The following is a 12,912-nucleotide window of genomic DNA, read 5'->3' as shown; positions in this document are numbered from 1 at the left end:
CGTCATCGTACTTGTGTTTCAAGAGAGTTGACGGAGACCCCGGAGAAGATCCCGGCTCTCGTCGGGCCCCGGACTGTCCTGCTGCAACTCCTTGAGCGCCTGCTCGTACTGGGCGACGTCCTCGCGCTTGTCCAGGTACAGGGCGCTGGTCAGCTGCTCCAGGTAGACCACGTCGGACAGGTCCGCGTCGGGGAAGCTGAGGATGGTGAAGGCGCCGCTCTCGCCGGAGTGCCCGCCGAAGCTGAACGGCATCACCTGCAGCCGGACGTTGGGGCGCTCGGAGATGTCGATCAGATGCTGGAGCTGGCCGCGCATCACGTCACGGTCGCCGTACGGACGGCGCAGGGCGGCCTCGTCCAGGACGATGTGGAGCTCGGGGGCGTTGTCGGCGAGCAGGTGCTTCTGCCGCTCCAGGCGCAGCGCGACCCGCCGCTCCACGTCGGCCGGGCTCGCGCCCTTCATGCCGCGCCGGACCACCGCGCGGGCGTACTCCTCGGTCTGCAGCAGGCCGTGCACGAACTGCACCTCGTACACCCGGATCAGCGAGGCGGCGCCCTCCAGGCCCACGTAGGTGGGGAACCAGCTCGGCAGTACGTCGGTGTAGCTGTGCCACCAGCCCGCCACGTTGGCCTCCCGGGCGAGGGAGAGCAGCGACTCGCGCTCCGCCTCGTCGCTGATGCCGTACAGCGTCAGCAGATCCTCGACGTCCCTGGTCTTGAAGCTCACCCGGCCCAGCTCCATCCGGCTGATCTTCGACTCGGACGCGCGGATCGAGTAGCCCGCCGCCTCGCGCGTGATCCCCCGTGCTTCACGCAGCCGCCTGAGTTGCGAGCCGAGCAGCATGCGCCGCACCACCGATCCGGGCTCTCCCGCGCTCACCTTCGCCAGCCTCCCCAACCGTCTTCAGGGGCCGCAGTCTGCCACTAAAACACTTCGAGCAGTACTCGTCCGGTTACGGAAACGGAAAGAGGTCAGCCGTTTTCCGCAGGCAGAGGTACGGACCTCTGACAGTCGCATGGTCCAATGTGGCAGAAAAAATGGCCAAGAAGCGGTACGGGCAGGATCATTTCGGTCACGTGCACGTGCATCTGCCCTTGCATCTGCCAGTCCCATCCGAAACCATGGTGCCGCGCCACCGCTGCATCGCTACGACCGCGAATTACCGGGAGTGCCTCGCATGGGGACGAATGGATCGACCATGCTCAAGCCGTTACGGCAGGGCCTTCCGCCGTTGGACCCCGCAGCCGTCTCCGATGCCGCCTCCTGCGCCCTGCCGGCCCGTTACGAGGCGGTGGGCGAGGCCCGGCGCTTCACCCGCCGCACCCTGGACCAGTGGGACGTGGGCGACCGTTTCGACGACATATGTCTCGTCGTCTCCGAACTCGTCACCAACGCCCTGCGGCATGGACTGCCCATTCCTCACCAGCGCCCGTCCGGCGAGACCCGGCGGTCCGCGCCATCCGGCCCGGCCGACGCCGGCCGCTCCCCGCAGCCGCCCGCCGTGCGGCTGCATCTACTGCGCTGGACCGAGCGGCTGGTGTGCGCGGTGCGCGACCCCAGCGACGAGACGCCGGCGCCACGCGATTCGGACGACTTCTCGGCCGAGTCCGGCCGGGGGCTGTTCCTGGTCGACTCCTTCGCCGACGGCTGGGGCTGGCATCCGCTCGCGGGCACGCTCAGCGGCAAGGTCGTCTGGGCGCTGTTCCGGCTCCGGCCGACCGACTGATGCGGCACGGGGCCCAGTCACGCCCGGTGTCTACGCGCGTACACCGGGTCGTCGCCGGCCCGTGAGCCGCTGAGACGTTTCAGCCGACTACGAGGTGGTCGAACTCGCCGTCCTTGATTCCGAGGAGCATCGCCTCGATCTCCGCGCGCGTGTAGACGAGCGCGGGGCCGTCCGGGAAACGCGAGTTGCGCACCGCCACATCGCCGCCGGGCAGGCGTGCGAACTCCACGCAGGAGCCCTGCGAGTTGCTGTGCCTGCTCTTCTGCCAGGCCACTCCGACCAGCTGCGTGGCAGCCATGCCGTTGTACACGTCGTACCCCCCGTACACGCCGTCAACGTCGCGGTCCACAGGTCGCTCCCCGGTGGTGCACTTGGCTGATGTGGCCATGGATGTCTTGGTCAACTGATCCGGATCATAGCTGCGTCCCTGTGCAGATGCATGAGCAGATGCACGTGCACGGGCTGTGTTGCCGCGATTACAGCTTTGACGTCCGCTTTACCGAAGCCGTTCCAGCGTCTGTCCGAGAGACGGCAGCACATGCCCTCTCCAGCCCCCGTTCATGATCTTCCGCGCCATCATCTGCGCCGGGTCGTCCGGATCGAATCCCTCGTGCACTAGGAACAGACGCGTACCGCGCCCTTCCTGTTCCAGGGTCCAGGTGATGGTCCAGTCCGTGGGACCGGCGGGATCCGCGTCGGCCCAGCGGAGGGACAGCATCCGCTCGGGGACGTAGGCGAGGACCCGCACTTCGACGACGCCGGAGAAGCGGGTGCCGGGACGCGGGACCGAGGTCATCCGGTACCGGTGACCGATCTCGAGCCGGAAGTCCTCGGCGCCGGGCATCTGCCAGCGGGCCAGCAGGGCGGGTTCGGTCAGGGCACGCCAGACCTTGGCGGGCGGATGCGGGAAGAACTGGTCGACGCGGACGGTGGTGAGGTCGTCGGCGTCACCGGACGGTGCGGTGCTCATGGACGTTCATCGTCGGGCATGCGGTCGAGCAGATCGCCGAGGCCCTTCAGGCGGTCGCGCCAGAACCGCTCGTACGGATGGAGCCAGTCCTGCACCTCGGCGAGCGGGGCCGCCTCGAGGCGGTAGATGCGCTGCCGGCCGGAGCGCTGCTCGGAGACCAGGCCGGCGTCCCGGAGCACCTTGAGGTGCTCGGACAGGCTCGGACGGCGCATGTCGAAGTGATCGGCCAAGGCCTGCACGGCCTGCGGACCGCGCTCGCGCAGCAGTCGCAGCACCTCGCGGCGGGTGGCGTTGGCGAGCGCGGCGAAGACACGGTCCTCGGCGGCGGTACCCGTCCCGGTCATGGAGCGGCCGGTTTCACAGGGCGGTCCGGTTCATGGGGCGTCAGAAGCCTTCCTTCTCCGTCAGCAGCATCAGACCGTTGCCGTCGGGGTCCGCGAAGGAGGCCATGCGCCCCCAGGGGAGTTCGTCCGGCCCCTGCACGGGGGTTCCGGCAGCGGTGAGCCTGGCGCAGTCCGCGTCGACGTCGGTCGTGACCAACATGATCCCGCGCGCGGAGCCGGGCGTGAAACCGCCCATCCCCGGCCCGGAGAGTGTGAAGGCGGTCTGCGCGCCCTCGGGGGCCACCTGGAGCCAGCGGCCCTGGGGCAGCTGCCGGTCGGCGGTGACCTCCATGCCGAGGACGTCGCGATAGAAGCGCAGGGCGCGGTCCTGGTCGGAGACGGGGAGGGTGACGAAGGAGGCGTGCGTGATGGTCATGCCACCAGGATAGGTAGGTGTTTTCCTACGCGTCAACCGTAGGGGATCTCCTACCTGTGCCGGGTGAGCAGGCGCGTAGAGATTTCCGCACGACGTCCGGAAGTGTTCGGGGTAACGGCTGGTAACTTGCTGCGGTCCCTCCGGTTCGGGGGTGCCGTCCCGAGCGGGACGACGGCCCCGGGGCGGCCGGTTCGCTACAGCTTGGGAGCTTGACGTGACTACGGCGACTGCAAGGGTGCGGACGGCGGCCGCGGCGGCGGGGCTGGTGGGCGCGCTCGCGCTGACCGCGTGCAGCGGGGGCGGCGCCAAGGACGACTCCTCACCGGCCCCGGCACCGACGGCCGGCTCGGAGTCCGGCAGCGGCCCCGCGGGGACCGTCACGGGCGCTTCCGGCACACTCCAGGGCAGTTGGGTCACCACCGCCAAGGGGTCGATCGTGGCCCTGGTGATCACCGGCAAGCAGGCCGGGCTCTTCGCGACGGGCGGATCCGTGTGCAACGGCACCGCCGGCACCGAGTCGGGCATGCGGATGATCCATCTGAACTGCACCGACGGCAGCAAGGACCGGGTCAACGGCATGGTCGACTCGGCGAGCAAGGACGCCCTGAAGGTGACCTGGTCCGGCAAGCTCGGCCAGGAGACGTACACCAAGGCCGAGGGCGGCAAGCTGCCCTCGGGGATGCCGACGAACCTGAAGCGGTGAATTCGGCGGGGTGCGTGAGCGAGTCCCCGGCGCAGGCGCCATGATGCGAGGAGACCGTCACGACCTCGATGGGACCTGCTCATGCGCGCCATTCCGCTCACCGTCACCGCCCTCGCCGCCGCCCTCCTGCTGACCGCCTGCGACGACGGCGGCGGAGGCAAGAACGGCAAGAGCGGCTCCGCCTGCGAGATCGGCGGGGTCTCGGTGCAGATCGGGTCGGCGAGCGTGGCCCCGTCCGCCGGTGACACCGGCGAGGTGCCCGTCAGCATCACCAACCAGAGCACGCCCTGCACCCTGGACCACTTCCCCGGTGCCGCGCTGAGCACGGGCGGCGGCGAGGTGAAGCTGCCCACGCAGGAGGGGGCGAAGGCACAGAAGCTGAAGCTCGCCAAGGGCGACTCGGCGACCTTCACCATCACCTACGTGCGCGGCGGGGCGGGCGGCAAGGCCGGTCTGGCGGCGAAGTCGGTGAAGATCAGCCTGCCCGGCACGGACACCGCCCGGAGCTTCCCGTGGTCCTACGGGCCCGTCGCGACCAAGGGCTCCGCCGACACCCCGGACGCCTCCGTCAGCGCCTTCCAGCAGGTCGGGGACTGACGTTCGCGTAGTGCGGCGGGCCGGGTCCGAGGGGTCAGCCGAGCCGGGGGCGGGCCCTGACCTGGGCCTGGTCCGCCGCCCGCGCGCCCTCCGTCCAGCCCGCCGCGTCGCTCACCCCGCGCAGCCGTGTCGTGGTGGTCTCGGGGAACATGCGCTCGAGACGGTCGGTGACGGCTGTCTCCCGGGTGGCGAGGACCGGCAGCAGGTCCTGGGTCACCTGGGTTCCGGCCACGGCCGCGAGGCGGTCGCCGACACGGTGCGCGTAGGCCGCGAGGAACGACTGCCGGAACGTCCTGGTGCGCTTGCGGCCGCCGGCTCGCTGCGCGGCCTCGGCCTTGGTCATCGCATGGGTGGCCTGCACGAGCAGCGAGGTGTGGAGCAGTTCGACCGCCTCCAGGTCCGCCTCGAAGCCGACGACCGTGGAAAAGCCGAGCGCCTCGTTCCACACCGCGCGGCAGTGGTTGGCGGTGGCCACCGCGTCCAGCAGCACCGCCTTGGCCTGCTCGTACGGCGGCTCCACACCGATGCGGCAGGCGCCGGGCGCGTCCGGCGCGGGGGCCTCGGCGGCCAGCAGCGCCTCGTCGACGCTGTGCCGCGCCATCAGCTCCTGTGCCTTGGCCGAGAGCGCCTCGGCCTCCTCGGGGTAGCCGGTGGCCTCGGCCTTGGCGAGCAGCGCGCGGATGCGGGTGAGCATGCGGGAGGCGCCGGGTCCTGGATCACGGCGGGGCTCCACCATGACCTCCAGGGCGGGCAGGCGCAGCAGCAGGCGGTACAGCTCCAGCACCGCGGTGGCGTGCGAGAAGCGGTCGCCCGCTCGCGCGGTGGACTCCGGGAGGGCCTCCAACTGGGCGGCCCAGCGGCGCCCGCGGGGGCGGTCCTGCCCGGACTGCGCCCGGATCAGCCCCGAGACGAGCGCCAGGTGGACCTCGTCCAGCTCGCGCCGCACGAGTCGTACGACATCGGCGGGCTGCCAGCCGCGCCGCCAGGCAGCCGCCACGAACTCCTCGCCGCGGAGCGCGAGTTCGGTGTCCGCCGCGGGGTCGGCGGCGAGCAGGGAGGCACCCGTGTCGAGTCCGGCGTCGCCGTCTTCGTACAGGGCGGCGCGGAAGGCCCGTTCGACGGTGCCGGCAGTGCTGTTCACCCGTCGATCGTGCCACGCGCCACCGACAGCGGGCAGAAGTCGTCCACAGCCTGTGGACAACGGCGGGACCCGGCGACCATCGAGTGTCAACTAGTGGTTGACACTACCTGGGGCGCAACCTACGGTTGACACATGGCGACCAACCCGAACATCACGGCATCCGTACGCCTCGACGACCTCATCGCGGCGATCAAGAAGGTTCATCCCGAACCCCTCGACCAGCTCCAGGACGCGGTGATCGCCGCCGATCACCTCGATGACGTGGCCGACCATCTGATCGGTCACTTCGTCGACCAGGCCCGCCGTTCGGGCGCTTCCTGGACCGACATCGGCAAGAGCATGGGCGTGACCCGGCAGGCGGCACAGAAGCGGTTCGTGCCCAAGGAGTCGGCCGACCTCGACCTCAGCCAGGGCTTCAGCCGCTACACCCCGCGCGCGCGGAACGTGGTCATGTCCGCGCACAACGAGGCCGTGGCCGCCCACCACTCCGAGGGCCGCCCCGAGCACCTGGTCCTCGGCCTGCTGGCCGAACCGGAGGGCCTGGCCGCGAAGGCCATCACCACGCAGGGCGTCCCGCTGGACACGGTGCGCCAGGCCGCGACCGCGGCGCTCCCGCCGGCCGCCGAGAACGCTCCCGAGCTCGTCCCCTACGGCCCCGAGGCCAAGAAGGTCCTGGAACTCACCTTCCGCGAGGCCCTCAGGCTCGGCCACAACTACATCGGCACCGAGCACCTCCTGCTGGCCCTGCTGGAGCACGAGAACGGCACGGGCGTCCTCAGCGGCCTCGGCATCACCAAGGCGGCGACCGAGGAGTTCGTCGGCAAGGTGCTGGCGACGCTGCTGGAGCACAAGAAGGCGGCAGCGGACGCGGAGGAGGCGGCGGCGGACTGACCCCCGGCGCAACACACGGCTCCGCCGGATGAACCCGCAGGTCACGGCCATTGTCAGTGCCGCCTGCCAGACTCCTGTCCATGGCCGGCCGGTGGGCTCTCGCGGCGGCCGAGGACGGTGGCGTGGACGTCGCCCCCCTCGGCCCCGACGGGCTGCCCGCCGGGCCGGTGCGGCGGGAGAGCGATCTCGCCGCGGCGGTGCGGAGCCGTCCGGAGGTGACGCGCTGGGTGTGGCGGTCGACCGCCGACGTCTACCCGCGTCTGCTCGCCACGGGGGTGCGAGTGGAGCGGTGCTACGACATCGAGGACGCCGAGACACTCCTGCTGGGCCACGAGGGCCGGTACGGCGAGCCACGCTCGGCCGCCGCCGCCCTGGCCCGCCTCCGCGGCGGCCCCGTACCGCCCGACCCACCGCAGCGGCAGGCCGAACCGGGCGCCCAGTCCCCGCTGTTCGAGCCGGCCGGCAGCCGCCTGCCCCTCACCGACCTGCTCGCCGTCTACGCGGAGCAGCAGCGGCGGCACGAGCGGACCGCCCACCCCGACCGTATGCGGCTGCTGACCGCCGCCGAGTCGGCGGGGATGCTGGTGGCCGCCGAACTGAACCGCTCCGGCCTGCCGTGGAGCGCCGAGGTCCACCGCGAGCTGCTGCGCGACCTGCTCGGCGAGCGGTACGCGGGCGGTGGCGAGCCGCGGCGCCTGGCCGAGCTGGCGGACGAGGTGTCGGCCGCCTTCGGCCGCCGGGTGCGGCCCGACCTGCCCGCCGACGTGGTCAAGGCCTTCGCCGGGGCCGGGATCAAGGTGCGGTCCACCCGCCGCCGGGAGATCGCCTCCGTCGACCACCCGGCGGTGAAGCCGCTGCTGGAGTACAAGAAGCTGTACCGCATCTGGGTGGCGCACGGCTGGTCCTGGCTGCAGGACTGGGTGCGCGACGGACGCTTCCGGCCCGAGTTCCTGGCCGGCGGCACGGTCACCGGGCGCTGGGTGACCAACGGCGGGGGCGCGCTGCAGATCCCGAAGGTGATCCGGCGGGCCGTGGTCGCCGACCCCGGCTGGCGGCTCGTCGTGGCCGACGCCGACCAGATGGAGCCGCGCGTCCTGGCGGCCATCTCCCGCGATCCCGGCCTGATGGAGGTGGCCGGGCGCGAGAGCGACCTGTACCAGTCCGTCTCGGACCGCGCCTTCTCCGGCGACCGTAACCAGGCCAAGCTCGCCGTGCTCGGCGCGATCTACGGCCAGACCTCCGGTGACGGCCTGAAGAACCTCGCCGCCCTCAGACGCCGCTTCCCCAAGGCCGTGGCCTACGTCGACGAGGCCGCACGGGCCGGTGAGGAGGGCCGGCTCGTCCGCACCTGGCTGGGCCGGACCTGCCCGCCCGCCGCCGGCCTGGGCGAGGACGCGGCCGAGGAGGCGGGCATCCCGGTCGGCGACGACGACACCGAGCACCAGACGGACGGCCCGGGCTGGGGCCCTGGTCACGCCTCGGGCAACTCCCGCGCGCGCGGCCGCTTCGCCCGGAACTTCGTCGTGCAGGGCAGCGCCGCCGACTGGGCGCTGCTGCTGCTCGCCGGGCTGCGCCGGGCCTGCGCGGATCTCGAGGCCGAGCTGGTCTTCTTCCAGCACGACGAGGTGATCGTGCACTGTCCCGCCGACGAGGCCGGCACGGTCGTCGAGGCGATCCAGGAGGCCTCGCGCCTCGCCGGGCGGCTGACCTTCGGCGAGACACCGGTGCGCTTCCCGTTCACGACCGCGGTGGTGGAGTGCTACGCCGACGCCAAATGAGGGCCGGTCAGCACACCGGGGTGCCTGCCACCAGCTCCCGCAGCTCCTCGAGGACCGCCTGCTCGTCGGTGCCGTCCAGCGCCGCGAGGGCCGCGTGCCAGACGTCGCGCGCCTCCGTTCGCCGCCCCTGCTCGCGCAGCAGCAGCCCGTGCTGGTGGCGGGCCAGGCCGCCCATGTAGCGGTCGGCGCGGGCGTCGGCCCGGCGCAGCAGCTCCGTGCATTCGCGGGCGGCCCGCTCGGTCTCGCCCAGCCGCCGCAGCGCACGGACCAGACCGAGCCGGGTCTGCGACTCGCCGTGCCAGTCGCCGTGACCGCCGAGGATGCGCAGGCTCTCCTCGAAGTGCCGTGCGGCCGCCGCCGGTTCCCCGAGGGTGAGGTGGGCGTATCCGATGTTGCAGTGGGCCGAGTGCCGCACGATGACCGCGCCGATCGCGTCCCCGATCGCCAGCGAGCGCCGGTGCCGCTCGATCGCCGCGCGCGGGTCGGTGTGCTCGTAGAGGTTGCCGAGATGGCTGTGGGTGACGGCCTCCCCGTAGGGGTCGTTCAGTTGCCGGGAGTACGCGAGGCTCTTCCGCAGCGCGTCCCCGGACTCCGCGAACCGGCCGAGCCCCTCCAGCAGCAGTCCGCGGTTGTTCAGGCTGCGCCGGATCCAGGAGACCCTGCCGAGCCGACGCCAGATCGCGAGGGCCTGGTCGGTGAGGGCGAGGGCGTCGTTCTGCCGGCCGGTCAGGAAGTGCAGTCCGGCGAGGTCGCCCAGCGCGTGCGCCTCCGCCGCCGCGTCCCCGAGCCCGCGCGCCGCGCCGAGCGCGGCCCGCCCCAGCACCTCCATCTCGGCCACCCGGCCGCGCAGCCGCACATAGGGGAAGAACAGCCGCACCAGCACGGAGAGACCGGCGGCCCGTTGCTCGTCGGCCGTGCCGGCGTTGCGCTCCACCAGCGCGACGACGTTCTCCAGTTCCATGTCGCCCCAGGCGAAGGCCTGATCGGCGGACTCGAAGACCGGCAGGGCCGCCACGTCCGCCGCGTGTCCCGGCGGCTGCGCCGAGGTGGGCCGGCGGCGGTCGTCCTGGTCGAGACCGGGCTCCACGACGGCGGTCAGCACCCGCTCGGCGGCCGCCGCGTACCAGCGCAGGGCGGTGAGGTCCGGATCGGCGCCGGTGGCCGGCCAGGCACTCGCACCGGCCAGTTCGCGGGCGAAGTCGCGGACCAGGTCGTGCGGGGCGTAGCGGCCGTACTCCGTCTCCTCCAGCAGGGCCACGTCGACCAGCCGGTCCAGGGCGGCCTCGGCGCGGCGCTCGTCGGTACCGGTGAGGCGGGCGACCAGAAGGGCGCCGTAGGTCGGCAGGTCGAGTTTTCCGATGCGGCGCAGCACGAGGGCCGCGTCCCGGTCGGCCTCGCGTTCGGCGGCGGCGAGTGCGTCGTGGGCGACGGCGAGGGACCGGCGGACACTCAGGTCGTCGTACTCGAGATGGGGCAACCTGCTGCCCGAGGCGGCCAGTTGACCGGCCAGTACGTCCGGGGTGAGGGCGCTGCGGGCGGCCAGCCGGGCGGCGACCACCCGCAGCGCGAGCGGGAGCCTCCCGGTCAGCTCGATCAGGGCGTGGCCGGCGTCGAGGTCCTCGCGTCCGCTCACGGCCCGCAGCAGCGCGGCGCTGTCCTCCCCGGTCAGCGTGGTGAGCGGGAAGCGCCGGGCGCCGTCGAGGGCGGTCAGCGGCGACCGGCTGGTGACGATCACCGCGCAGCCGGACCCGGCCGGCAGCAGGGGCCGCACCTGGGCCGCGCTCGCCGCGTCGTCCAGCATCAGCAGGACGCGGGACGGGGCGAGCAGGGAGCGGAGCAACGCGGTTGCGGCGTCCGGGTGTTCGGGGATGCTCCGGGGCTCGGCACCGAGGTCGCGCAGCAGGGCGGCGAGCGCCTGTGCCGGGGTGAGCGGGGTCATGCCGGGTGTGGCGCCGTGCAGGTTGACGTACAGCTGGCCATCGGGGAAACGATCCCGCAGCGTGTGGGCCACATGGAGCGCGAGGGCGCTCTTGCCGACGCCTGCCATACCGCTGATCACGGCCAGGCGGCCGCGCCGGGCGGTGAGGACCTGCCGCAGGTCATGGCACTCGGCGGTCCGGCCGGTGAAGTGCGGTGGTGAGGGTGGCAGTTGGGCCGGGACGGGGGCCTGGGGCGAGGGGGACGCCGGGTCCTCGGACGGATGCGGGGCCGTGTCGGCACCACCCGTGTCCCGCACGTCAGCGGTGGCGCTGTCGCCCCCGCCGTCGAGCACCTGTGACCCCTGCGGGGCGCAGGCGCCGCTGGCGAGTGCCGGTGTGCCGCGGAGGACACGGACGACCGGCCCTCCTTCGACCGGTACCCGAGCGCCACGAGCGGCCGGCCCGCTGTCGGGCGGGGCGTAGGCGTGACCGTGCGGAGGGGCGCTTCCAGGGTCACCCGCCTCCCCCCGCGCCGGTGCCGAGAACTCCCGCAGAACCTCCAGATGGGCCTCGCGGACCGCCGGACCGGGCTCGACGCCGAGCTCCTCGATCAGGCGGGCGCGCAGATCGCGATGGACGGCGAGGGCCTCGGCCTGCCGGCCGGTGCGATGCAGGGCGAGCATGAGCCGGCGGTGGTAGGCCTCACGCAGCGGATGCTCGGCGACAAGGGCCGCCAGCTCCGGCACGATGTCGATCAACCGTGCTCCGCCGAGCGCGAGTTCGGCGTCGTACCGCCACTCCAGCAGAAGCAGCCGGGCCTCCTCCAGGCGCTGCACGAGGGCGTGGCCGCCGAGGTCGGCGGAGAGTCCGCCGAGCGGAGCGCCGCGCCAGAGCGCGAGTGCGGACGTGGCGGCACGTACGACATTCCGCCAGTCCCCCCGGGCGTGGGCGGCACGCGCCGCGAGGACCTCGGCGTCGAACACGTGCACGTCCAGCTCGCCCTCGTCGACGCGCAGCAGATAGCCGGGCGCCACGGTTCTGAGCCGCTCGGGGTCGTCCAGAAGCCGGCGCAGCCGGGTGACGTGGTTGTGCAGCGAGGCCCGAGCGGAGACGGGGGGCGCCCCGCCCCACAGGGCGTCCTTCAGCGACTCGGTCGAGACGACTCGGCCGGCCTCCAGCAGCAGCGCGGCGAGCAGCGCGCGCATCTTGGGGCTGCCGATCCCGTGCGGATGGGTGTCAGCGGTGCCATCGGGGGCAGTGTCGTAGGTGCCGGGATCACCATGGGGCTCGCCCTGCGGATCGGCGTAGGGGCCGTACGAAATCCCGTACGGCGGTCGGTCGTACAGGGCGGGTGGCCCCAGCAGTCCGAACCGCAGCTCGTACCGCCGCTTCACGCTGCCCACTGCCTTCCCGCGGTTCTGCTTCCGGCCGGCCGATCGGCGGCTTGCGGACGAACCGTTGGCCACATGTTAGCGATCTGTTGGCGAGCCCTGATCTGATCATTCCATCGGATCCGGCCCGACGGCGCGCGCGTCGCACGCGTAACTCGGGGGAGTGTCGCCGCAGGCCTGGTCCGGGGACACAGAAGGACCCCGGTCGGCGGAGGTGAACGACCGGGGTCCTGTCCCGCCCTCTTCGCGGCGGGGACCGCTCAGCCGCAGTGCACGTTGTTGACGTCCCGGCCGACCCACAGACCGCCGTTGTCCTCGGCGAACTTGAGGTTGAGGCAGTGGCCGTCGGTGCCCGTCACGGTGACCGGCCCCGCGTAGGAGCTGAACGCTCCGTCGTCACCCTTCCACGTGCTGCTGCCGGACTTGTTGATGGCCACCGTCATGTAGTGGGACACGCCGGCGTACTTCTTGGCCACCAGGACGGCACAGTTGGTGCCGCCGTTCGCCGACGAGTAGTAGAGGTAGGCGGTGGCCCACACCTCGCCGTTCGCGGTCGTGTTGTACGAGTCGATCTGCGACCCCGAACAGCCGTAGCCCGCGGCGGAGGCGGTGGTGGCCGTGGCCAGGCTCAGGCCTGCGACCGTGAGTCCGAGTGTGGCCAGGGTCGCGATGGTCCTACGCATGTGTGTGGTTTCCCCTCAGTGCAGCCGGCATCGAATGGTCAGAACCTTGGGTGAGCGACACTGCCGTCACGGCCTCCCCGAGTCCGGCAGGGTCCCGTTCAGGACGTCAGACGCGCTCCATCCACAGCGGACCGCTCTTCACGATCGACTCCCCCGCTCCCCCAAGTCGCAACCGCTTGCGGTTACTTGAAGGGACCTTAGAGAAGATCCACTCATACCGACAGCCTTGCAATCTTGGCCATTCGGCATCCATGCGGGCATTGGGGTCGAACATGTACCCCAGTCACGCGGGCGACCCGGTGGGTCACGACCTCGTCCGTGAACATGCCAGATCAGCCGGAGCCGGACCGCCGA

13 protein-coding genes are annotated in these 12,912 nt (G+C 72.1%); 5 read left to right on the top strand and 8 right to left on the bottom strand.

The genetic code is table 11. The features are described 5' to 3' along the window. Nucleotides 1-18: 18 nt before the first annotated feature. Nucleotides 19-843, bottom strand: a complete 825-nt coding sequence (locus ACFVVO_RS34020; protein ID WP_390060302.1) for a helix-turn-helix domain-containing protein — start codon at nucleotides 841-843, stop codon at nucleotides 19-21. A gap of 355 nt (nucleotides 844-1,198) precedes the next feature. On the opposite strand from ACFVVO_RS34020, the gene ACFVVO_RS34015 reads away from it, so the two are divergent. Next, nucleotides 1,199-1,726, top strand: coding sequence for an ATP-binding protein (locus ACFVVO_RS34015; RefSeq protein ID WP_390060183.1), 528 nt, complete (start codon nucleotides 1,199-1,201; stop codon nucleotides 1,724-1,726). Nucleotides 1,727-1,805: 79 nt separating this feature from the next. On the opposite strand, the gene ACFVVO_RS34010 is transcribed toward ACFVVO_RS34015, so the two are convergent. The 4 genes from ACFVVO_RS34010 to ACFVVO_RS33995 form a co-directional block, all read right to left on the bottom strand. After that, complete coding sequence (locus ACFVVO_RS34010) at nucleotides 1,806-2,075, bottom strand: DUF397 domain-containing protein (RefSeq protein WP_390060181.1); 270 nt, start codon at nucleotides 2,073-2,075, stop codon at nucleotides 1,806-1,808. A gap of 147 nt (nucleotides 2,076-2,222) precedes the next feature. Then, nucleotides 2,223-2,696, bottom strand: coding sequence for an SRPBCC domain-containing protein (locus tag ACFVVO_RS34005; protein ID WP_390060179.1), 474 nt, complete (start codon nucleotides 2,694-2,696; stop codon nucleotides 2,223-2,225). Beyond that, complete coding sequence (locus ACFVVO_RS34000; RefSeq protein ID WP_390060178.1) at nucleotides 2,693-3,040, bottom strand: ArsR/SmtB family transcription factor; 348 nt, start codon at nucleotides 3,038-3,040, stop codon at nucleotides 2,693-2,695. Before ACFVVO_RS34000 ends, ACFVVO_RS34005 begins: the two co-directional genes overlap by 4 nt. Nucleotides 3,041-3,080: 40 nt before the next feature. After that, a complete protein-coding gene (locus tag ACFVVO_RS33995; RefSeq protein ID WP_390060176.1) occupies nucleotides 3,081-3,455 on the bottom strand; it encodes a VOC family protein in 375 nt (124 codons plus the stop codon). 214 nt (nucleotides 3,456-3,669) lie between these two features. Between ACFVVO_RS33995 and ACFVVO_RS33990 the strand changes: the two genes are divergently transcribed. Beyond that, nucleotides 3,670-4,158: a hypothetical protein gene (locus tag ACFVVO_RS33990; RefSeq protein WP_390060175.1), complete on the top strand. Its 489-nt coding sequence runs from the start codon at nucleotides 3,670-3,672 to the stop codon at nucleotides 4,156-4,158. Between the two features lie 81 nt (nucleotides 4,159-4,239). Then, nucleotides 4,240-4,755, top strand: a complete 516-nt coding sequence (locus tag ACFVVO_RS33985) for a DUF4232 domain-containing protein (RefSeq protein WP_390060173.1) — start codon at nucleotides 4,240-4,242, stop codon at nucleotides 4,753-4,755. Between the two features lie 34 nt (nucleotides 4,756-4,789). Here the strand turns inward: ACFVVO_RS33985 and ACFVVO_RS33980 are convergent, their stop codons facing one another. Next, on the bottom strand, nucleotides 4,790-5,896 hold the full coding sequence (locus tag ACFVVO_RS33980) for a DUF2786 domain-containing protein (RefSeq protein WP_390060171.1): 1,107 nt from the start codon (nucleotides 5,894-5,896) through the stop codon (nucleotides 4,790-4,792). Nucleotides 5,897-6,028: 132 nt separating this feature from the next. On the opposite strand from ACFVVO_RS33980, the gene ACFVVO_RS33975 reads away from it, so the two are divergent. Both ACFVVO_RS33975 and ACFVVO_RS33970 read left to right on the top strand, forming a co-directional pair. Then, nucleotides 6,029-6,787 (top strand): Clp protease N-terminal domain-containing protein, encoded by a 759-nt coding sequence (locus ACFVVO_RS33975; RefSeq protein WP_390060169.1) that lies wholly within the window; start codon nucleotides 6,029-6,031, stop codon nucleotides 6,785-6,787. 80 nt (nucleotides 6,788-6,867) lie between these two features. Further along, on the top strand, nucleotides 6,868-8,565 hold the full coding sequence (locus ACFVVO_RS33970; RefSeq protein ID WP_390060167.1) for a bifunctional 3'-5' exonuclease/DNA polymerase: 1,698 nt from the start codon (nucleotides 6,868-6,870) through the stop codon (nucleotides 8,563-8,565). A 7-nt stretch (nucleotides 8,566-8,572) separates the two neighbouring features. Here ACFVVO_RS33970 and ACFVVO_RS33965 read toward each other — a convergent pair whose 3' ends face one another. Continuing rightward, a complete protein-coding gene (locus tag ACFVVO_RS33965) occupies nucleotides 8,573-11,887 on the bottom strand; it encodes a BTAD domain-containing putative transcriptional regulator (protein ID WP_390060166.1) in 3,315 nt (1,104 codons plus the stop codon). A gap of 248 nt (nucleotides 11,888-12,135) precedes the next feature. Beyond that, nucleotides 12,136-12,558 carry a hypothetical protein gene (locus tag ACFVVO_RS33960; protein ID WP_390060164.1) on the bottom strand — a complete coding sequence of 141 codons (423 nt, stop codon included), beginning with the start codon at nucleotides 12,556-12,558 and terminating at the stop codon, nucleotides 12,136-12,138. Nucleotides 12,559-12,912 lie beyond the last annotated feature (354 nt).

Source organism: Streptomyces sp. NPDC058145 (genome assembly GCF_042884245.1).
Taxonomy (GTDB): domain Bacteria; phylum Actinomycetota; class Actinomycetes; order Streptomycetales; family Streptomycetaceae; genus Streptomyces.
The sequence above is the reverse complement of the archived record's forward strand: the minus strand, read 5'-3'. Positions and strand labels throughout refer to the sequence as shown.